General features: G+C 65.2%; 15 protein-coding genes and 1 pseudogene. 6 read left to right on the top strand and 10 right to left on the bottom strand.

The features are described from left to right. Positions 1-218, bottom strand: a 218-nt coding sequence (locus tag M9914_13335) for a hypothetical protein (protein ID MCO5175158.1), incomplete at its 3' end; no start/stop codon positions are given. Positions 219-489: 271 nt separating this feature from the next. After that, positions 490-786: a hypothetical protein gene (locus M9914_13330; GenBank protein MCO5175157.1), complete on the bottom strand. Its 297-nt coding sequence runs from the start codon at positions 784-786 to the stop codon at positions 490-492. Between the two features lie 222 nt (positions 787-1008). On the opposite strand from M9914_13330, the gene M9914_13325 reads away from it, so the two are divergent. Beyond that, entirely contained in the window at positions 1009-2445 is a 1437-nt protein-coding gene (locus M9914_13325; GenBank protein MCO5175156.1) for an ABC transporter ATP-binding protein/permease, read from the top strand. A 2-nt stretch (positions 2446-2447) separates the two neighbouring features. Here M9914_13325 and M9914_13320 read toward each other — a convergent pair whose 3' ends face one another. Both M9914_13320 and M9914_13315 read right to left on the bottom strand, forming a co-directional pair. Continuing rightward, on the bottom strand, positions 2448-2870 hold the full coding sequence (locus M9914_13320) for a type II toxin-antitoxin system VapC family toxin (protein MCO5175155.1): 423 nt from the start codon (positions 2868-2870) through the stop codon (positions 2448-2450). Then, the gene (locus M9914_13315) at positions 2871-3125 is read right to left on the bottom strand and encodes a type II toxin-antitoxin system prevent-host-death family antitoxin (protein MCO5175154.1); all 255 of its coding nucleotides are present in this window, start codon (positions 3123-3125) and stop codon (positions 2871-2873) included. It abuts the gene before it with no gap. 90 nt (positions 3126-3215) lie between these two features. Here M9914_13315 and M9914_13310 point away from each other — a divergent pair, with 90 nt between their 5' ends. Beyond that, positions 3216-4865, top strand: a complete 1650-nt coding sequence (locus M9914_13310; GenBank protein ID MCO5175153.1) for a hypothetical protein — start codon at positions 3216-3218, stop codon at positions 4863-4865. A 199-nt stretch (positions 4866-5064) separates the two neighbouring features. On the opposite strand, the gene M9914_13305 is transcribed toward M9914_13310, so the two are convergent. After that, a complete protein-coding gene (locus M9914_13305; GenBank protein ID MCO5175152.1) occupies positions 5065-8157 on the bottom strand; it encodes a type I restriction endonuclease subunit R in 3093 nt (1030 codons plus the stop codon). Positions 8158-8457: 300 nt separating this feature from the next. After that, complete coding sequence (locus tag M9914_13300) at positions 8458-9705, bottom strand: DUF4143 domain-containing protein (protein ID MCO5175151.1); 1248 nt, start codon at positions 9703-9705, stop codon at positions 8458-8460. A 403-nt stretch (positions 9706-10108) separates the two neighbouring features. On the opposite strand from M9914_13300, the gene M9914_13295 reads away from it, so the two are divergent. Next, positions 10109-11809, top strand: coding sequence for a putative DNA binding domain-containing protein (locus tag M9914_13295; protein ID MCO5175150.1), 1701 nt, complete (start codon positions 10109-10111; stop codon positions 11807-11809). 149 nt (positions 11810-11958) lie between these two features. Here M9914_13295 and M9914_13290 read toward each other — a convergent pair whose 3' ends face one another. From M9914_13290 to M9914_13275, 4 genes are read right to left on the bottom strand one after another with little or no spacing between them, the layout of a single operon-like run. Next, complete coding sequence (locus M9914_13290; GenBank protein ID MCO5175149.1) at positions 11959-12735, bottom strand: hypothetical protein; 777 nt, start codon at positions 12733-12735, stop codon at positions 11959-11961. Between the two features lie 53 nt (positions 12736-12788). Beyond that, entirely contained in the window at positions 12789-13988 is a 1200-nt protein-coding gene (locus M9914_13285; GenBank protein MCO5175148.1) for a restriction endonuclease subunit S, read from the bottom strand. After that, complete coding sequence (locus tag M9914_13280) at positions 13985-14947, bottom strand: virulence RhuM family protein (GenBank protein MCO5175147.1); 963 nt, start codon at positions 14945-14947, stop codon at positions 13985-13987. Before M9914_13280 ends, M9914_13285 begins: the two co-directional genes overlap by 4 nt. After that, complete coding sequence (locus M9914_13275) at positions 14944-16512, bottom strand: type I restriction-modification system subunit M (GenBank protein MCO5175146.1); 1569 nt, start codon at positions 16510-16512, stop codon at positions 14944-14946. Before M9914_13275 ends, M9914_13280 begins: the two co-directional genes overlap by 4 nt. Positions 16513-17125: 613 nt before the next feature. On the opposite strand from M9914_13275, the gene M9914_13270 reads away from it, so the two are divergent. The 3 genes and pseudogenes from M9914_13270 to M9914_13260 all read left to right on the top strand — a co-directional run bounded on the left by M9914_13270 (position 17126) and on the right by M9914_13260 (position 21706). Continuing rightward, positions 17126-17881 (top strand): TetR/AcrR family transcriptional regulator, encoded by a 756-nt coding sequence (locus M9914_13270; GenBank protein ID MCO5175145.1) that lies wholly within the window; start codon positions 17126-17128, stop codon positions 17879-17881. Positions 17882-17888: 7 nt separating this feature from the next. Continuing rightward, positions 17889-19619: an ABC transporter ATP-binding protein/permease gene (locus tag M9914_13265; protein MCO5175144.1), complete on the top strand. Its 1731-nt coding sequence runs from the start codon at positions 17889-17891 to the stop codon at positions 19617-19619. Positions 19620-19945: 326 nt separating this feature from the next. Further along, positions 19946-21706 (top strand): annotated as a pseudogene (locus M9914_13260) (ABC transporter ATP-binding protein/permease). The last annotated feature ends 68 nt before the right edge of the window (positions 21707-21774 follow it).

The raw sequence follows: 21774 nt of genomic DNA, 5'->3' as shown, positions 1-21774 counted from the left end.
GCCATGCCCCAGCCGCCGTAGCCGTACTGGTGCGCCCCGTAGCCGGTGGCGACGTCGACGAGATCGGTGCTCCAACGCACGTCGGAGAGGGCGCCCCTGACGAGACGGTGCGCGGCCAGGTATGTGTCACGCACCTCCGCCGGCCGGGTCTTGGCGGCGAGCAGTTCGGCGAGGCGCTCGTCCGAGGCGCCGTCCTCGTGGGGGTGTTTGTCGCTCATGCCACTCGATATACCCTGCCGGGCGGATGCGCGCCTCGCCCTCGGTCGAGGGAACGAGTCGCCCGTCCGCCCCCGGGGGTCCTGCAGGTCCGACCGTAAGCTGCGCCTGACGAGGCGTCCGTGGCACCGCAGATGGCGGTCGGTCCCGGTGCCCGGAGCGGGCCAAGGTCTCCCAAGCAGTCTATGGTCTCGACTAAGGTTGTCGAATAACTTTCGCTGACCACCCGGCTTGACGAAGGTTAGCGGCTAACTTTGGTTCACTTCCTGGATCTCAGAAGAGGGGTGCCTGGTGCCGCGGTCTCCCGTGTCCGACGAGTCGTCGGCCTCCTCCTGCTGCCCGAGCCTTACCGGTGCGAGCGCGCGACCAGCCCCCGTCGGAACGGGCCGTCTGAGACGGTGTCATGCCGCTGCCGTGATCGACCGCGAAGGAGTACAGCCTGCTCGGCACGCCGAGCGCGGCGCCGGTCACCCAGTGCGCGCCCTCGTGCAGGATCACGGTCATGCCGGAGCCGAGCAGCAGTGCGAACAGTGACGCGATGGTGGTCTGCTGCTTCGTGGTCGTGTTCACGACCGCCTCCCAAGGGGCGATCGGCGTTCTGGCTCGATGAGCGTCGACGCGTCCCGGCAGCATTGTGGCATGCGAGGCCGGCGGGGCCGGGGGCGGGCTCGATCGCCATCAGTCAATTGGTCGCTCCGTTCGTGCAGCTGCTCCAGGGCGACGTCGCCGAGCTCTTCACCACCAAGGTGAACCTAGACCTCATGAGCAAGAGCGCTCAAGGGCCTTGACGCGTTGGAGCGACCCGGCTTCCACGACGACCTGCTCCTCCTGCGCGATGGCGCCCGCAATCGGCCACTCAACATCCTCACTCTGGCTGTTTACGGCGCCCGGAGCGTGGTGGCGATCGTCAGCCTAGCGGTGGTGCTCGCGACACTGGCGTGGTGGGTGCCCATCGCGATCGTCCTCGCCTCGGTCCCATACGGGCGCTCGGTTCTGAAGCTCCGCGAGGTCGGCTGGAACGCCCTGCTCGGCCGTAGCCCGGAGGCGCGCCGCATGGAGTACGACAGCCGAGTGGCCCTCGGCGTGGAGCATGCTGCCGAGGTGCGGCTTCAGGGGCTGCTGCCCTGGCTGCGGCAACGCTACGCCGCCAGCTTCGCGAGGGCCCACCAGGCCATGCACGTTGTCCGCCGCCGCCAGGCGCTCGGTGGACTGCCTAGCATCGCCTTCTCCGTGGTGGTGACGGCCGGCCTGTTCGCCTGGGCGGTGCTGCGGGCGAGCCGCGGTACGCTGTCGTTCGGCGGCATCGTCGTGGTGGCCCAGGGCTTGGGGCAGTTGCAGAACGAGGTGTTCGCGCTTAACGAGAGCGTCGGCGCCCTGTTCGAGAGGGTGCTCTTCTTCGAGAAGTACTTCGAGTTCATGGCCACTCTCCCGGAAGTGAGGCAGCCGGCCGAGCCGCTCCCGATTCTGGAGGGGCCGCTAACTGTCGCCTTCGAAGACGTGTCGTTCGTCTACCCGGACGGCCGCGCGGCCCTCGAGCACGTGAGCTTCCTGATCCGGCCGGGCGAGGCGCTGGCGATCGTGGGCGAGAACGGTGCCGGCAAGAGCACGCTCGTCAAGCTCCTGTTGCGCTTCTACGACCCGACGGGCGGGCGGGTGACGGTCAACGGCGTCGACCTGCGCCGGCTGGACGTGGACGCCTGGCGCGCCAAGGCGGGCGCCGTGCTGCAGGCCTTCGGGAGGTACGACTACACGCTGCGCGAGAACGTGACCCTAGGCGCGGCGCCGCGCGAAGGCGAGACCGAGGCGGTGGCGCGCGCGCTGACCGACGCCGGCCTCGGCGCCCTCGTCGCGTCCTTGGGCGGCGGCATCGACCACGGGCTGGGCAAGGAGTTCGGCGGCACGGAGTTCTCGGGCGGGCAGTGGCAGAAGGTCGCCATCGCCAGGGCGCTCTACCGCGACGCGCCCCTCCTGATCCTCGACGAGCCAACCGCGGCGCTCGACCCGCGCAGCGAGCACGAGCTCTTCGAGCGCTTCGCGCGGCTCAGCCGCGGCAGGAGCGTGATCCTGATAACCCACCGCCTGGCATCCGTGCAGATGGCCGACCGGGCCGTGGTCCTGCGCGGCGGCAAGCTCGTCGAGGAGGGCGACCACGCCGAGCTGCTCAGGCGCGGCGGCGAGTACGCGGAGCTGTGGTGGCTGCAGGCCGAGAAGTACGGGGCGACGGCGTGACCCTAGAGGTCGTGGACTTTGATGCCCAGGCCTATGGCGGCGGCATGTAAGGCGCCGTCGAGCGTCACGAGGATCGCCTCTTCGGTGGCCGCGCAGGCGAGGTGAAGGGCGTCGAGTGTACGTAGTGAGGTGTTGCGTGCGAGGAGCCACTGTCGTGCGAGGTCCGTATGCTCGAGAGTGTTGCGGCACAGGGTGTAGCGGTTCGCCTTGATGTCGTCGTCGAACGCGCGGCTCAAGCGTTGGGCGTGGCGCTCTTCGACCTCGTGCATGCGGACCCAGCGTGAGAGCGCGCTTGCGAACTCGAGGCGTGTCAGGTCGCTGATCAGAACGGGCCGGTCCCCCCGCAAGAGGAGTCGCTGTATCGCTGGGCTGTGCGCTTCCTGTCGGTAGTACGGCAGGAGTGCGCTAGTGTCCAGGTACAGCACTCAGTACCGTTCGTCGTTGCGAAGTTCGCGGACGGTCTGGACGGCGGGGTGTTGCATAGGCGGGATCTCGCTCCTGAGTTCGCTGCGGTCGAGGAAGGCCGTCATAGGCTTGTCGACTGCCACGAGCTTGGCGACCGGGCGTTGGCGGCGGACGATGACGATCTCCTCACCACCTTCAACGGCGGCAAGTAACTCGGCGAGGTTCTCGCGGGTTTCGCTTACGCTGACTGTACGCACCATCCACCTCCTGTACATGTCAATTGTACATGATATGGCAGTGGTTGTGCCGACCCGCTTCAGCGCCCCAGGGAGCACGAACTAGGCGCCATCGTTGGCCCGGGTGTCGTGGCGCAGAACTCCTACCGCCGCCCCGCCGCCCTGCTCGCCTACGAGGTGAGCTGGGAGGACCTCGACGGTGCGGAGACCGAGGTGAGCCCGCCCAAGCTCGTCGAACAGGTCGACGTTCCGGCCACCGATCAGCTGGAGCTCATGAACGCGCTCTGGGACGCGGTCACCTTCGACGCCCCGTGGGTGCCGGAGACGAGCGAGCCCCTGCGCCTCGTCGGCCACGAAGGAGCGAAGAGCACGCACTACGAACTCGTGCTGGTGGGGCCGAGCGTGGCAGGCGGTAGCTCGCCTATCATGACCGACCCGCGCTTCGCGGGCGAGCATGACGCCTGGGACGACATCGCGCTTGACAAGTCGGTGGACCTCTTCTTGGACCAGATCCTCGTGCCGCTCGTCGAGGTGTACGGCCTCGGCAACATGGCGCAGCTCGACGCGGCGAGGCTCTCGAAGATGCGCGAGCGCGTGCGCCTCATCTACGACAAGCACCTGATGGGCCTGGGCGTCTACCTGAAGGCCGGGCCCACCGGTTACGTGCAGGGCATGAAGTTCGTGCTGCAGGAGATGGTGGAGAACAGCGCCTATCGGCTCGACATGGCGAACATGATCCGCGACGCGCTGGGGGAGAGTGCCCAGAACAAGGTGTCTATCGACGCGTTGGAGGCGCGCCTCACTGCGCGGGCGAGCGCCACGGCGATACTGGCGGTCGTCCAGGCTGTGCTGGTGGGTACCGACGTCGGGAAGGTCATGTACGACTTGAGTGCCTCCTGGCCGGAGGTCGCGTGGTCCGCCGTCTCGGCGCCGGCCCTGTTCGCGCTCTCCCCGTCCGAGGGCGTCGTCACGAGGGACGAGTCCTCCGTGAAGTTCACGGTGCTGCCGAAGGGCGCCACGAGCGGTAACTACCGCTACCGGTGGACCACCACGGGCGATTACGGGCTCCTCAGCGACCTGCTGCTTCCCGACGCGAAGGTGCTCGACACCCGTGAGCGTGAGGTCTGGTACTTCCACAACTCGCCCGCGAACATCCAGGACACGGACCGTGACAACGTGAGCGTGGAAGTGTTCGAGGTGCCGGAGGGCGCAACGAGCATCCCGGCCGGCGCCAAGCCGATAGCTCGCATGGCGGCCTTGGTACGCGGCGACACGCGCGTGATCGACCCGCGCCTCGAGGTCAACAGCGGCGCCACGCCAGCCGACATGTACGATTCCGGCGAGACGTACCCGTGCGTGGAGATGCTGCTCCGCTTCCCGCGCGATCCGAAGGCGTACGGGTACGTCGTCAGCATCGTGGGCATGGGCGGCGTCGGCGACCCGCGAAACCCGAACTACCACTTCCGCACGGGCAACGGGAACGTCGACTACCGCATGGACAACAAGATCGGCGTCAACGTGTCCGACTACCGCGGCACGTGCGCCTGGTACAACGGCTTCTTCGGGGGCGACCCGGCGGACTGGCCAGCGACGGAGCCAGACGAGATCATGGGCAGCGGTGGTTACGACGCGAGTAACGAGACGATGCTACTCATGCTCTTCAGCGCCGTCGACTACGACGACGATGAGGACCTGGGTGCAGAAGCCGACCTCTGGAAGGAGTGGGCGCGCGGCGCCACGTTCGAGGTGTTCCCGCTCTATCCCGAGGACGCGCGGTGATGGGCCGCCGCCGCGGTCGGGGTAGCGGTTCACTAGCAACGGCCGCGCCGAAACGTGCCGGAGCCCTGGCGCGCGGGCAGTCGCCCCCACCGGCAACGACACCGTTGCGGACGATCCCCCAACCCCAAGAGCAGGTCATGAACCTGTGATAGGACCTAAGAACCGAGAGGAGATGTCCAACAGGCGGGGTCCACCGCTCTCACAGCCCGGAGAACCTCTCGAAGAACTTGGAGAGCCTCTCGATCACCCTCTGCTTCTTCTCGCCATGGTTCGCGCCGCCGCCGAACCGCCGCCCAGGCGGCAGCACCTCGGTTATGGCTGTGCCGCTCGTGTGCAGCGCTCCGTCCTCGAACGCCCGGGCGAGGAACTCGCGCGTCTCGTCGGGGCGTAGCTCCTCGCTAGCGATGATCGTGTCGAGTTCGGCCTCGCGCTTGGCGGCGATGAAGGCCTGCCACTCGTCGTCGATGCGCCCGTCGACCGACACGCAGTCGATGAACGTCTCGATGAGGTCCTTCTTGCTGCGCAGCGTGGGGCTGGCGTCGACGGAGCGCGATATCTCGGCGCGGACCTCAACGTCTTGGCCGTGGCCGTGGCGCTCGCGGAACCTCTGCACCAGCATGAGGATGTAGTCGACGTTGATCTCGACCTGCTTGATGAGTTCGATCTCGAAGACGAGGTCGTCGTTGATGTACTCCTTGTCCGCCCCGCCCTCCTTGCGGAACTCGGTGTAGAGGTCGAGGTAGACGCTGCGGTAGTCCTGGCCCTGGCGGAGGCTGAGCATCTCGCAGCCTGCGAAGTCGTCGAACGCGGTGAGGATGTTCTCCAGCCGTAGGACCTGCCCGAACAGCCCGACGAACGCCTGCTGCGCACTCTCCCCGACGATGGGCGCGCCGAGAGGGAAGGACGCCAAGAGCTCGCCGACCTTCTTCGCGTACTCCTCGTAGTAGTGACCGAACGGCTGCAGGAGCACGACCCCGCGGGCGTCCTTGTTGCCGAACAGCTCAAGCGCTGAGTTCGTCTCGTCCTCGAGGTTGCGGAAGGAGACGACGTTGCCGTAGGTCTTCACGGAGTTCAGGATGCGGTTGGTGCGCGAGTACGCCTGAATGAGACCGTGGGCACGCAGGTTCTTGTCGACGAAGAGCGTGTTCAGCGTGGTGGCGTCGAAGCCTGTGAGGAACATGTTGACCACGACGACCAGGTCGAGCTCGCGGTTCCTCAGCCGCTGCGAGAGGTCCTTGTAGTAGTTCTGGAAGCGATCGTCGCTGGTGTCGTAGCTGGTACTGAACGCCTCGTTGTAGTCCCGGATCGCCCCGTCAAGGAACGAGCGCGCGTCGGCCCCGAGCTGGTCGGCGTCGAACGACTCCACATCGAGGAAGCCGTCATCATTGGCTTCGTTGGCCCCGAACGAGTAGATGAGCCCGACCTTCAGTCGCTGCTCCAGGGGAAGCTGCGCTTGCTGGACCCGGAACTGGTCGTAGTAAAGGCGGGCGGCCTCGATCGACGCCGTCGCGAAGATGGCGTTGAAGCCGCGCACACGCTTGCGCTCACGGACCTCTTCGGCCCGCCGGCGGCCACGCACTGCCTGGCCGACGTTCGCCACGACCCAATGGTCGTAGGTCGAGGAGCGCTTGGTCTTCTGATCGAAGTGCTCCAGTGTGTAGCGCACCACTTGGGCGATCCGTTCGGGAGCGAGCAGCGCCCTCTCCCTGTCGATGGCAGCCACGTCCTTGTCGATGAAGTCACCGCTCTTCACGGTGTTGACGTAGTCGATCCGGAACGGCAGCACGTTCTTGTCGGTGATGGCGTCGACGATCGTGTAGGTGTGCAGCCGCTCGCCGAAGGCCTGCTGCGTGGTCTTCAGCCGCGGGTTGCCGCCAGTCGGGGCGTTGGCGGTGAAGATGGGCGTGCCCGTGAAGCCGAACAGGTGGTAGCGCTTGAACGCCTTGGTGATGGCGGTGTGCATGTCGCCGAACTGCGAGCGGTGGCACTCGTCGAAGATGATGACGTGGTGCCCGGCGAAGACGGGGTGTCCCTTGTTCGCCTTGATGAAAGTGGCGAGCTTCTGGATCGTGGTGATGATGATCCGCGCGCCAGGGTCCTCGAGTTGCGCCTTGAGCACGGCTGTCGAGGTGTTGGAGTTCGCCGCGCCCTTCTGGAACCGGTCGTACTCCCGCATCGTCTGGTAGTCGAGGTCTTTGCGGTCGACCACGAACAACACCTTGTCGACGCTCGTCACCTGGGTGGCGAGCTGCGCCGTCTTGAAGGAGGTGAGGGTCTTACCCGAGCCGGTGGTGTGCCACACGTAACCGCCCGCGTCGGCGGTGCCGAGCCGCCGGTAGTTGGTCCCGATCGCGATCTTGCGCAAGATCCGCTCGGTCGCCACGATCTGGTACGGCCGCATGACCAACAGCAGCCGGTCGGCGGTGAGCACGCAGTAGCGGGTGAGGATGTTGAGCAGCGTGTGCTTGGCGAAGAAGGTCTTCGCGAACGACGAGAGGTCTTGTATCGGTTTGTTCTGAGCGTCCGCCCACCACGACGTGAACTCGAAGCTGTTGGAGGTCTTACGGCCCTTACCCCGCCCCTGGCCTTCCTTGAGGTGTTGGCTGCGCGTGGTGTTCGAGTAGTACTTCGTCAGCGTGCCGTTGCTGATGACGAACAGCTGTACGTACTCGAACAGCCCAGAACCGGCCCAGAAGCTGTCGCGCTGGTACCGGTCGATCTGGTTGAACGCCTCACGGATGTCCACGCCGCGCCGCTTGAGCTCTACGTGCACCATCGGTAGGCCGTTGACCAGGATGGTGACGTCGTAGCGGTTGGCGTAGCGGGCGCCGGTCGAGTGTTCGTTGGCCCGGTCCGCCCTGGCGGCCTCGTACTGGTTCACTACCTGCAAGCGGTTGTTGTGGACGTTCCGCTTGTCGAGCAGCGTGACGTTCTTCTTCGTGCCGTCGTCACGCTCGAGGAGCTGCACATGGTCTTCCTGAAGCCGGACGGTCTTCTCGACGATGCCGTCGTTCCTGCCAGCGATCTTCTCGGTGAAGAACCGTTGCCACTCGCCATCGCTGAACGTGAGGCCGTTCAACGCTTCGAGCTGGGAGCGGAGGTTCGCCACGAGTTGTTCCCCGGACGTCAGCTTCAGGTGCTCGTACGCCTGTGACTCGAGAAGCCGGATCAGCTCGCGCTCCAGCGCCGCCTCTGATTGGTACGCCGCTTCCGGCTTGACGTCTGGTACGTACTCGGCGACCACCGTACTCTCGGCGGAGATAGCGATGGGGTCGTAGCGAGGGTTAGGCATGGGTACGCGCCCGATCGCAGCTCGAGGCATGGGGAGTTGTCATCGCTCGGGTTGGAGAACCCAACAACGACGAACTCGTGATCGGCTCCGGGCGAACGGTGCGACGCCAACGGAGTTGTTCCTGTGACCCATGTGCCGATGCCATCTGCGATCCGCTTCTACTCGAGGTGGCGATACGTGGGGGAGCAGGCGACGCTGTTCTCTGTGGTTTCGCCCGAACGTCGTCACCTGACCGGTATCTACGAGTGAGAGCGTACCAGCGCGGCATCCGATTTACGGCGCTTATGTTCACAGCCGGGCTCACGGGCCGAGCAGCGACAACGGCACGACGCGCACTCCATCGGGGCGCGTGTACGCGTAACCGGTGGGAACGACGACAACGAGCGCAGCGGGCGAGATCCCAGCGACCAGCCCTTGCACCTTCAGTAGGTTCTCGGCCGCGGCGTCTATCTGCCCGGTGCCGAGCTTCACCTCTATCGCCAACCACGCTCCGGACCTGACTTGGACGATAGCGTCTGCCTCGAGTCCGTTGCTATCGCGGTAGTGGAAGACGGTGGCGTCAAGCCCGTCGAAGTACGTGAGCAGGTGCTGGAAGACGAACGATTCGAACATCAGCCCAAGCGAGTTCGGGTCTCGCAACAGGCGTGCTTCGTCGGCGTCGAGCGCTGCCGCTGTGAGTGCGACGTCGACGAGGTGTCGCTTCGGGGCCTTCCTCAACCTCGCTGCCGAACGCAGCGCAGTAGACCAAGCCGGCTGTTCTTCTAGGAGGAACACACGCCTGAGCGACTTCAGGTAAGCCTCGATAGTACTGCGCGATGCGCTGGGTTCCTCTCCGGCAAGGTCGGCCAACAGCGTCGCGACGCGCGCTTCTGTTGCTGTGTTCCGTGCGAGTGACCGCAGCAGCGCCGCCACCCTGATCGGGTCGTGGTCGACACGACCGTCGCTTTCGACGTCGAGCCGTGACATCTGGTCGAGGTAATCGAGGTTGAAGCGGCGGGCGGCGTCTTGTGAGAGGTCGAGCGCGCCGGGGAAGCCACCGCGTACCATGCGAGCAACGAGGTCGCGAAGGTTGAGGTCGCTTGGCGTGGCCGCGACCGGCTCGCCTGCCAGAAGCGCCTCGCTGGAGACCGTTCCTGGCGAGTGCCCGGTCTCGAACATGGTGAGCGTTCGCAACCTCAGGCGGGAGAACCGCCCCGCCCCGGAGTGACGTGTGGCGTCATCGACTGGCACCGCTGACCCGGTGAGTATGAACTGGCCAGGGGAGCGGGCCTCATCCACGGCCCTCCGGACGTGGTTCCAGAGCTTCGGTGCGACTTGCCACTCGTCCAGAAGCCGGGGACGCTGTCCCTCGAGTACCAGTGTGGGGTCTACGTCGACCAACCGCCTAAGGTCTACGTCTGTGTCCAGGAAGGCGAAACTGGCGGCCCGTTGCATGGCGGTCGCGGTCTTGCCTGTGCCTCTCGCTCCCTCGATCACGACGGCACCGGCCGCCGCGAGACGCGACGTCAGGGCACGGTCGAGAAGCCTTGGGCGGTAGGTGGGGGCCATAAGGCATTATGCAACGTTTTCATCACGCATTCTGCAGGTTTGCCACGAGGCGTTTTGCAGATGATTGGTACGCCTCTTCCGGCGTGGCGTCTGGTACGTACTCGGCGACTACCGTACTCTCGGCGGAGATTGCGATGGGGTCTTAGCGAGGGTTAGGCATGGGTTAGCGCCCGATCGCAGCTCGCGGCATGGGAAGTTGTCATCGCTCGGGCTGAGTAATCCAACAACGACAAACTAGCTTGGCTCCGGAGCGAGGTGTCGGTAGGGTCTGCGACCTTCTCGGGGTCTATTGGTCAGTGAGCCTGTTGAGGTAAACGAGCGCACATGACGTCACCGCGATGGAGTTTGAGAAAGTTTGATATGCTGTTGACACTCGACGCCCTATCAAACTATCCTCAATCTCGTGGCAAGCATCGAGGATCTCATGAACCCGATTCTCCAAGGCGCACGTGCCAGCGACTTGGAGTCTGAGACGCTTGATTTCAAGGAGGAACGCGAGAGCCTGAAAGGCACTCTTGATCTCATCGCGGATGCTGTCGTCTGCTTGGCCAACTCCGAAGGCGGAACGATAGTAGTCGGCGTTGCGGACAAGATGCCGGGCACTGCGGCACTGATAGGCGTCTCGTCCAAGTTGACGAGACGCGTCGTAGTGTCCGGTGTTTACGAGCGGACCAGGCCCGGGTTGTCCGTGCCTGTACAGGAGCATGTCGTTAAGGGCCATCGCCTCCTAGCAGTAACCGTACCCGTAGGTGCCACGCTCTACTCCAACGCGCGGGGGACGGCGACTAGGCGCGTAGGTACCTCGTGTCAACCGTTCCTACCAGAACAACAACGCCAGGCGCTGTCGGCCCGAGGCCACTACGACTGGTCCGCTGAACCCGCCGGTACCAAGAAGTACGCAGAGGAGGAGATGGCGCGGGTCAGACGCCTGTTGCGCGCAGCTGGCCGTAACGAACTGGCGGAGCGGGACTCCATCACCATCCTTCGTGATCTCCGCCTTACGCGGTCCAACGGCGAGCTTACGCGCGCGGGCCTGCTCCTGATCGGGGAGGAAGAGGATCTCAGGAACCTCGTACCCACGTACGGGTACTCCTACCAGTACCGCCCCTTCCCTGGTGCCGAGGCCACCGCCCGCTTCCGGGCCGCTCGCCCGCTCCTTGCCGGTGTAGAGCAAGCCATCGATGCGGTCGATACTCGCAGGTCAATCCGTCCCTTGAACCTTGCGGGCGGCGTCCAACTTCAGCTTCAGGACTACCCGAAGGAAGCTGTACGAGAACTGGTGGTCAACGCCTTCGTTCATAGAGATTACCAACTGCCTGGATCTGTCGACGTCGAACAATCAGAAGAGCAGTTGAAGATCACGAGTCCAGGCGGCTTGGTGTTCGGTGTGACCACGGGAAACATCTTGAGCCACCCATCAACCCCAAGGAACCGCCTGCTCCTGGAGGCAGTCACTGCACTCCAGGTCGCCGAGAGGGCGGGGCAAGGCATCGACCGTGCCTACCGCTTCCTACTCCAGGGCGGCAAGAAACCTCCGATCTTCACGAGCGCCGATGAGACAGTTGAGGTCCTCGTCCCGGGCGGGATAGGAAACGATGCGTTCGCACGCTTCGTGAACGGCGGCCTTCCTGATGGACTAGGAGCGGACATAGAGGCTTTGCTTGTGTTGGACGCGCTTTGTACGACTCGTAGCATCGATGCAGCGGCGATGGCTCCACTCTTTCAACGTTCACCCGCTGAAGCGCAGGTCACGCTCGATCGGATGTACAAGTCGGCGCTCATCGAACCTACTAAGCGTACGTCTAGCAAGCCGTTCCCGCGCTACGTGCTAACGACTTCTGCACTCACTGGACTCGGCTTAGCAGTTAGGTACCACCGGAGGATGGCTGACGGTGCGGACGACAAAGTGATACAACACCTGCGGGAGTACGACCACATCACGAACCAGACATTGCGAAGGCTGTTCGACATCGATGTTTTCACGGCCAGAGACATGCTGCGCGACCTGCAGGCGCGGGGACTCTTGGTGAAGGTCGGTACTAGGGGACCAGGCGTGAGATACGTGCGAGGTCCGACCTTCCCAGGCAAGGCGTACCGTTCATAAGTCACATCGCGTCATCGACCAGGTCTTGCTGCCCGCACAAGTGATCGCTCGAGCGGAGCAGTGTATCGATGACACATCCTCGGTCGGGTCACGGCGACTGTCGCACCGTGATTGGGCTGCCTCTTACGCCTTGAATGCCTTGTCCGACCTCACGCCTCCTCAACGGGAGGTGGCAACTGAGACCGGAGCGTTGCCAGCTTTGGCCCCGACAGGCTCCCTACGTGCCATGTCTCCCAGCCGTTGCTCGCCCTGAGACCTAACGCTACTGCCGACGCCTTGCTGGGCGATGAGTACGCCACGCCGTTCACGATGATCTCGCCTGAAGTTGTCACCTTTCCCGTTCCGACCTTGCCTCCCTGATTCAAGTGCAACTCTGCGCCGGCCTGCAAGAGGCCGCTGGCGAGCAGGTCCGCGACCGTTCCCGGGATGAACGTGTTCGTCCTCACCGAGGTTGAGGTCGTCGCTGGGTGCCCGTCATCCGCGTCGCTTGCTCTACGGACATCGAGCCCGGCTAGCCTTACTGCGGCCAGCATGCTTGGAAGTATTGCGTCGAGAGACAGCAGCATGTGAGGAGGAAGCGTTAGGTCCTGGTCTGCCTTACCCTTGATGACGGTCAGGTCTTGAGTCGCCTCGAGCTCGGCCGATAGACGCCCTTCCAGGTAGCCGATCTCCGCGCTGTTGAAACCATGCGAGGTATCCCGTTTGAGGATGACCGCTCTACGCCATGGCAGCTTCGGTTTCGCGCGGTGTTGCAGGAGCCTTGCGCGGAGCCATACGGCCTTGCCGACGTACACGCTCCCGCTACCGTCATCAGTCAGCAGCACGTAGACGCCGGGAGCAGCCCAATCGGTGTCGCGCAGGTTGTGCACGTCACGCCGGTGAACGTACGCGACCCGAAGCGCGTGCTCAACGAAGTCGGCGATCATCGGAGCAGTCGCATCTGCGGGCACCTGCACGTTGACCGGAACTACGGACGCCATCAGGCGGCCTCGTCGAAGGTAAGGAGCCGATCGCGATAGTGCTCGTACTGCTTGCGGCGAGCGTTGAGCTCGGCGGGGAGGCCGATGCTGAGGTCGTTGACTAGGGTGTCGAAGTTGTCGAGGAGTGACGCGACCTTCAACTGCTCGTCAAGAGGCGGCAGAGGGACTCGCACTACCTTCAGGGCATTGGCATTGAACTGCGGCTGCCCTCCGCTGCTGACTATTGCGTTGGCCTGAGACCAATAGAGCGAGCTCTGAGCGAAGTGCCAGTAGAATGTCGGGTCTAAGTTGCCCTCCTTGAAGCGGATTCGTATCAGGTACGAAGCGAAAACCGCGGCCTGCGACGAAGTGACGAGCATGGTCTTACCGAATGTCGCCCCAGTGCGTGCCATAAGAATATCGCCCGGTTTCACGACATACTCATCAGAGACGAGCGACGCTGAAACGAATTTCTCATCAGACTGCCGGAGCTTGCCCCACGCATCTATATCTGTGATCCTAAGGAGCCGGAAAGCGCCGGAGTCGTTAGCGCTAGCCGTAAGGCCGTACTTGTACTCTGCCAGGTCACCCATTTGTTTCCACTGGACCCCCCCCGCGTCGCGGAAGCTCAACAGGCGATTCCGATAGAAGTCGAGCTGTCGACGTCGCGCTTCCAGCTCCGCTTCCAGCTCCGCTTCCAGCTGAGTGAACTGGTCCAGTATTCGCACGATCTCGCGCTGGACGGCGATGGGTGGGACTGGGATCCGATAGCTTAGGATGGCCGCCTTATTTCCGCGTGGCATTTTCGCGCCCTTGGCGTGTTGCATGCTATAGGCAAAAAAGTCGTCGGCCGAAAGAACGTAGTAGAGATACCTCGGCTCGATGAGCGTACGGTGCATCTTAGAGATACGGATGGCGAGGACATCTCCGCTACAACCTCCGACCTCAGTCGCAAGCCACACTTTCTTGAGGTAAGGTCGTATGTTTCCGAGAAGGATATCGCCTGCCTCATAGGCGGTCAGCCGTGCAGAGTTAGGGGGATAGCTAGCATCTGTTTTGCCACCCTTGTCTGCCAAAAGGTTGTCGACGCCAACGAAGGTCCTCTCATCCAGCTTGGCCGCTTCAATTCGGGTGTCTGAATAGTTGGCCACGGCCGAGAGCGGTACCTGCTTCACTCCCTCTGGAGCCAACTCCGCCACCAACTCATCGACCCGACTCACGCTCCGCCCTCCACGATCATCCGAACGAGCAGTGCGGTCATGAGGTCCTTCTCTTGCGGGTCGCTCATCGCGACCATGAGGGTTATCGCGGCGAGGGCGTTGTTCGTGATGCGTGGCTGGCCATGGGCGTTCTCCAGCAGGCCGTTGCGGGCGAGGAACGTCACGAACAGGGCGGCGGCGCTGCGCTTGTTGCCGTCCGAGAGCGGGTGGTCTTTGACGACAAGATAGAGGAGGTTGGCGGCCTTATCTTCCACGGTCGGGTAGAGGTCGTGCTCGCCGAAACCCTGGTAGATCGTTGCGACCACGGTGCCGAGCCCGTGCCCGGGCTCGTTGCCGAACAGTGCGTCGTCCGGGAACTCGGCCGCTACCTGCCGGATGACGGCGCGCGCCTCAGCCAGCGTGAGCGTCCAACCAGGCATGGCGTGCGGCTGCGCGGCAAGGCTGCCCTCGTCGTAGTCGCGCAGGAGCGTCAGGCCGGGCACGTAGCGCGCCAGCACGTCGGCGACCCCGGCGACGAGTTCGTGGCTCGACCGACCGAGGATCTGCACGATGGAGCCGAGCTGCGCTAGCCGCTGCTCGTTGATCGCGTAGCCCTTGACGAGGTAGTCGCGCAGGCGCTCGGTGGCCCAGATGCGGAACTGGGTGGCGACCTTGCTCTTGACCCGGTAACCGACGGAGATGATGAGGTCTAGGTTGTAATAGGGAAGCTCTCGAGTGACCTGGCGCGAGCCCTCTGTTCGAACCTGTCGGGATTTCCGACTGGTTGCCTCTTCGCTCAGTTCACCCTCTTCGTAGACGTGTTGGATGTGCTCGACGATGTTCGTGCGAGACGTCTCGAACAGCTCAGCGATCTGCTGCTGTGTCAACCAGACGGTGTCGCCGTCAGAAAGAACCTCGACGGTTGGTGCGCCGTCCTCACGCTGATACAGCACCACCTCGCCAGTCGGTCCGGCCTTCATGGAGACTCCCCCTCCAAGTCGGCGACGATCGCGTCGATGGACGCCCGCAGCTCCGCCTGACGCGCCACGATGCGCGCGATCTCGGCGTTCAGAGCCCTGATGTCCACTTCCTCGCGCGTGTCCTCCGGCTCCACGTACGACGACACGGCGATGTTGTACTCGTTCTCAGCGATGGCCTCGTTGGACACCAGCTTTGCGACGTGGTCCACGTCCGTGCGAGTCACGAAGGTATCCACAATGTGCTGCTGGTTCGCCGGCAGCAGCTTGTTCTTGTTGCCAACGCGCGTGAACTCGGCCGAAGCATCTATGAACAGCACCGCGTTGTCGGTCTTGGACCGCTTGAGCACGATGATGCAGGTCGCGATGGTGGTGCCGAAGAACAGGTCGGGCGGGAGTTGGATGACGGTATCTATGAAGTTGTTGTCGATGAGGTACTTGCGGATCTTCCGTTCCGCGCCACCGCGGTAGAGAACGCCAGGGAACTCGACGATCGCGGCAGTGCCGTTCACGGCCAGCCACGCCAGCATGTGCATGGTGAAGGCGAGGTCGGCCTTCGACTTCGGGGCGAGCACGCCGGCAGGAGCGAAGCGCTCGTCGTTGATCAGCAGCGGGTTGCTGTCGCCCTCCCACCTGATGGAGTAGGGCGGGTTGGAGACGATAGCCTCGAACGGCTCGTCGTCCCAATGCTGCGGGTCGGTGAGGGTGTCGCCGTGGGCCATGTCGAACTTCGTGTAGTTCACGTCGTGCAGGAACATGTTGATCCTGGCGAGGTTGTAGGTGGTCAGGTTGATCTCCTGACCGTAGAACCCGCCAACGTTCTCCGGCCCCAACACCTTGGCGAACTTGAGCAGCAACGAACCCGAGCCCGCCGCGGGGTCGTAGACCTTGTTGACGCGCTCCTTGCCGACGACGGCGATCCTCGCCAGGACCTCGGAGACCTCTTGCGGCGTGTAGTACTCGCCGCCCGACTTGCCGGCCTGTGAGGCGTACATCTGCATCAGGTACTCGTAGGCGTCGCCGAACAGGTCGATGGCGTTGTCCGCGAAGTCACCCAACGGCAGGTCGCCGATGGCGTCGAGCAGCTTGACGAGCTTCTCGTTGCGCCTCGCGACGGTGTTGCCGAGCTTGGAGCTGTTCACGTCGAGGTCGTCGAACAGACCCTTCAGGTCGTGCTCGCTCTCGTAGCCCACGGCCGAGCCCTCGATGTTCCTGAACACCCGCTCGAGGGTCTCGTTGAGGTTCGGATCCGTTGCAGCGCGCCTGCGTACGTTACCGAAGAGCTCGGAAGGCAGGATGTAGAAGCCCTTCTCCTCGACGGTGGCTGTACGCCCACCCTCCGCCTGATCGTCAGGCAACTCGGCGTACTCGAAACCGGCCTCGCCCGCGGCGCGCTCCAAGCGGTTGAGGTAGGCGGCCAGGTTCTCGGAGATGAAGCGGTAGAACAACATGCCGAGCACGTAGGCCTTGAAGTCCCAGCCGTCCACCGAGCCGCGCAAGTCGTTGGCGATACGCCAGATCGTCCTGTGCAGCTCCGCGCGCTGCGCCTCCTTGCCTGTCGCTGCCATGACTACGGCTCCTGCCCCCTGACTAACGCCCGAGACTCGTGAACGGCACCCGGCTCACCTTAACGGTCCGAGACGCGGTGGGCGTGTGCGAAAGGCGCCAACAACGTCTGTAACTGGCCGACGGGACCAGCCGGGTGCCGTCGTCGAACAGGTCCGCTGGCGTGGTGCCGTAGTTGATGGGGGTGCCTCGTGGCCGTCGGACACGCCCGTGCAGAACGACCACACGGGGACTAGGTCCGCGACGTTGTCGGTAGTGATCTGAGAGAGGGGGTTGTAAGCCTGCAGGTCGTACGTGCGCTTGTACATGAGCCAGTTACCGGGCTCCGGGTCGGCGAGGTCGGCGTCACCCGCGGGCGCCGGTCCGACGCTCCCTTGCCCCGTAGGTCCATGGCAAGCTGCGCAGCTGCTGGCGTACAGAGCGGCTCCGCCGGGGGCGGATCGTGCCGTGGAGTACATCAGGCTTGCGACGAATAGCAACTGCAACAACCAGCGCGTTCGCCTCATCTCGTCCCGGCTCCCGGGCGCGGGGTCACGGCTTGAGCGCCCGTTGGGCGACCGTCGCCCCTCACGTTGCCCACATCCAAGTGAGCGCTCACTCAATTAAGCTTCTGCGGTGACCAGACCCCGCAGAGCACCCCCGCTGGACCGTGCGGCGCGACGCGCCAAGATCATCGAGGCCGTGGCACCCCTGCTGGCGGCGCGAGGCGGGGCCGTGACCACGCGCGAACTCGCCCAGGCCGCCGGCGTGGCGGAGGGGACGCTCTTCAGCGTCTTCGACGACAAGCGCTCGCTCATGCTCGCCGCCATCCAGGGCCGGCTCGACCCGGAGCCCCTGCGCGCGCGGCTCGCTGGCCTGGCGACCCTGCCGACCATCGAGGCCAAGCTGCTCGGGGTGTGGAAGGTGATCATCCCGCGCGTGGAGGAGTTCCACGCGTTGTTCGTAGCCATGCGCCGTGTGATGCCAGGCGCCCCGCCCATGCCGCCACCGACCGAGGAGACCCCCCGCGGCTCCGGCGCGGGCATAGGCCGCCCCGGTACCAGCGCAGACCTAGGCCGGCGCGGCTCCGGCTCGGACGGAGGACGCCGCGGGCCCACCACCGGCCTCGACTCACGTGGGGACCACTTCGATCGTTCGGGGCCGCCAGGGCTGATGCAAGGCTGGGTGACGGCGGCGATAGCCCAGGTCACGGAACTCCTTGCCCCGCACGCCGCCGAACTCAGGGAGAGCCCTTCCCGCCTCGCCCAGTTGTACGTGACGCTCCTGCTCGCGAGCCGCATGCCCCAAGCGGAAGGCGAGCCCACGCTCAACCCGAAGGAACTCGTCGACTTCTGCCTCAACGGCGCACTCAAGCGCCAAGACGAAAGGTGACCCACAGATGTTGCTCAAGCTCGTAGCACGCTTCATGAAGCCGTACTGGGGAACGGTCTGGGTCATCGTCGCCCTGCAGTTCGTCGCCACCATCTGCACGCTCCTCCTGCCGAGCATCAACGCCGACATCATCGACAAGGGCGTCGTCCTCGGCGACACGAACTACATCCTCAGGCAGGGCGCGTTCATGCTCGGCGTCTCGCTCCTGCAGGTGCTCGCCACCGTCGTGGCCGTCTACTTCGCGGCCAGGACGGCTATGGCGTTCGGGCGCGACATGCGCTCCGGGGTGTTCGCGCACGTCGGCGACTTCTCCGCGCGCGAGGTGAGCCGGTTCGGGGCGCCGTCGCTCCTCACCCGCACTACCAACGACGTGATGCAGGTGCAGACGCTCGTGTTCATGGCCTTCTCCATGCTCGTGACGACGCCGATCATGATGGTCGGCGGCATCATCATGGCCATCCGCGAGGACGTCGGCCTCTCCTGGCTCGTCGCCGTGGCCGTGCCCGTGCTGGCGGGGTCCGTCGGCGTGATCCTCATGGCGATGGTGCCCGGCTTCCGGAAGATGCAGAAGCGCATCGACCGCGTCAACCAGGTCTTGCGCGAGCAGATCAGCGGCATCCGCGTCGTGCGCGCGTTCGTGCGCGAGCCGTTCGAGGAGCGGCGCTTCGCCGAGGCCAACCGGGAGCTGACGGACGTCGCCCTCTACGTGGGGCGCTGGATGTCGGCCCTCTTCCCGCTCGTCATGCTCGTCCTCAACGCCTCCACCATCGCCGTCCTGTGGTTCGGGGGCATCCGCGTGGACGCCGGGCACATGCAGATCGGCTCGATGACCGCCTACCTCAGCTACCTGATGCAGATCCTCATCGCCATGCTGATGTCCACCATGCTCCTCATGCTCCTGCCCCGCGCGACCGTCTCCTCGGGCCGCATCGGCGAGGTGCTCGACACGGAGCCGAGCGTCGTGCCGTCCAGCAAGCCGGTCGCCGCCCCCGCCGCCCGCCTCGGCAGCCTCGAGTTCAGGAACGTGACCTTCAGCTACCCGGGCGCTACGCACCCCGTGCTGGCCGACGTCAGCTTCAAGGTCGGTCCGGGTGAGACGGTCGCGGTCGTGGGCTCGACGGGCGCCGGCAAGACGACGCTCGTCAACCTCGTGCCCCGCCTCTTCGACGCCACGGGCGGTGCCGTCCTCGTCGACGGCGTCGACGTGCGCGACTACGCGCCGGAAGCACTGTGGGAGCGCATCGGGCTAGTGCCGCAGAAGGCGTACCTGTTCACGGGCACCGTGGCGAGCAACCTGCGCTACGGCGACCCGGACGCCACCGACGCGGACCTGTGGCGCGCGCTCGAGGTGGCGCAGGCCAAGGACTTCGTGAGCGCGATGCCGGAAGGCCTGGAGTCTTCGATAGCGCAGGGTGGCACCAACGTCTCCGGTGGCCAGCGGCAGCGCCTCGCCATCGCGCGCGCGCTCGTGCGCAAGCCCGTCGTCTATGTCTTCGACGACTCGTTCTCGGCGCTCGACGTCGCGACCGACGCGCGCCTCAGGCGGGCGCTCGAGCCGGCGACGCGCGACGCCGCCGTGCTGATCGTGGCCCAGCGCGTGGCGACCATCCAGAACGCCGACCGCATCGTCGTCCTCGAGGACGGGCGCGTGGTCGGCATGGGTAGCCACGCCGAGCTGCTCGCCACGTCCGAGACCTACCGCGAGATAGTCGCGTCCCAGGAGCAGGTGGCGGCATGACGCAGGAGCGAGGCAAGGCACCGAAGAAGAACGATCTTGGGGCGGAGTGGACCGCCGCGCCCGGCGCCGCGGAGGGTCAGGGCGCCCAGGGCATGCAAGGTGCCAGTGGGGCGCAGGTCGACCAAGGTGCTTCCAAGCAACCCAAGACCATGAAGGAGACGGAACGCGTCCGGGGCGGCGGCATGATGTTCGGCGGCGGGGGTGTCGGGCAGAAGGCGGCCAACTTCGGGCCGTCCGTACGCCGGTTGCTGAAGCAGCTCGCGCCGCACAAGGCGAAGGTCGGCCTGCTGCTCGTCGCGGCCGTCATCTCGGTGGCGCTGTCGTCCATCGGCCCGCGCATCCTCGGGCGCGCCACCGACCTCATCTTCGGCGGCATCATCGGCAAGATGTTCCCGGTAGGCATGACCAAGGAACAGGCCATCGCGGGTGCGCGGGCGGCCGGGCAGGGGCAGGTCGCCGACATGCTGAGCGGCATCGACCTCGTCCCCGGCGTCGGGGTCGACTTCCAGGCCGTGAGCCAGGTCCTCCTGCTCGTGATGGGCATATACGTGGTCGCGTCCCTGCTCCAGTTCGTGCAGGGCTACCTGCTCAACGACGTCGTCAACGCCACCGTCTACGGCCTGCGCCGCTCGGTGGAGGAGAAGCTCAACCGGCTGCCGCTGCGTTACTTCGACGCGCAGCCGCGCGGCGAGCTCCTCAGCCGCGTCACGAACGACATCGACAACGTGTCGCAGAGCCTCCAGCAGACGTTGAGCCAGTTCGTCACGTCGCTCCTCTCCGTCGTCTTCATGCTCGTCATGATGTTCACCATCTCCCCGGTGCTGACGGGCGTGGCGCTGCTCAGCATCCCCCTCACCATGCTCGTGGCGATCCTCGTCATGTCGCGCAGCGGCAAGCAGTTCACGCTGCAGTGGCGCCGCACCGGCACCCTCAACTCCGCCATCGAGGAGGCGTACACGGGCCACGCGCTCGTGAAGGTCTTCGGCAGGCAGCGCGAGGTCCAGGAGCAGTTCGAGAAGGAGAACGCCGGCCTCTACGACGCGTCCTTCCGCGCCCAGTTCCTCTCGGGCCTCATCATGCCCGCGTCCGCCTTCATCGGGAACCTCAACTACGCCGCCGTCGCCGTCATCGGCGGCCTGCGGGTCGCGAGCGGCACCATCAGCCTCGGTAACGTGCAGGCCTTCATCCAGTACTCGCGGCAGTTCACGCAGCCCGTGACGCAGATCGCGTCTATGATCAACATGCTGCAGTCCGGCGTCGCCTCCGCAGAGCGCGTCTTCGAGCTCCTCGACGCCGAGGAGGAGTCCGTCGACACCACTGCGCGGCGCCTCGAGGGCGAGACGCACGGCCGTGTGACCTTCGAGCACGTCTCGTTCCGCTACGATCCCGACCGGCCGCTCATCGAGGACCTGTCGCTCACGGCGGAGCCCGGGCGCACCGTCGCCATCGTCGGGCCGACCGGGGCCGGGAAGACCACGCTCGTCAACCTGCTCATGCGCTTCTACGAGCTCGACTCGGGCCGGATCACCCTGGACGGCGTCGACATCGCCACGATGAGCCGCGCGGAGCTCCGCTCCAACATCGGCATGGTGCTGCAGGACACGTGGCTCTTCAAGGGCACGATCCGGGACAACATCGCCTACGGCCGGCCCGGCGCGACCGACGAGGAGGTCATGGAGGCGGCGCGCGCCACCTTCGTCGACCGCTTCGTGCATAGCTTGCCAGACGGCTACGACACGGTCATCGACGACGAGGGGGGCAACGTCAGCGCCGGCGAGAAGCAGCTCATCACCATCGCGCGCGCCTTCCTCGCCGACCCTGCGCTCCTCATCCTCGACGAGGCCACGAGCTCCGTCGACACGCGCACGGAGCTCCTCCTCCAGCAGGCCATGGCGGCCCTGCGCGGCAACCGCACGTCGTTCGTGATCGCCCACCGCCTCTCCACCATCCAGGGCGCCGACACCATCCTCGTGATGGAAGAGGGGCGCATCGTGGAGCGCGGCACCCACGACGAACTCCTCGCGCTCGGCGGCGCCTACGCCGCCCTGTACCAGTCGCAGTTCGAGGGGGCGTTGGAGGCGGCGTGAGCTCTAGGCAGGACCTCGTCCCTCGGCGTCCTTGACGGCCGGAGGTTGGGGCGCGCCGAGTGCTTGTA

This window comes from Trueperaceae bacterium, assembly GCA_023954415.1.
Taxonomy (GTDB): Bacteria; Deinococcota; Deinococci; order Deinococcales; family Trueperaceae; genus JAAYYF01.
This window is presented reverse-complemented; position numbering and strand designations above follow the sequence as displayed.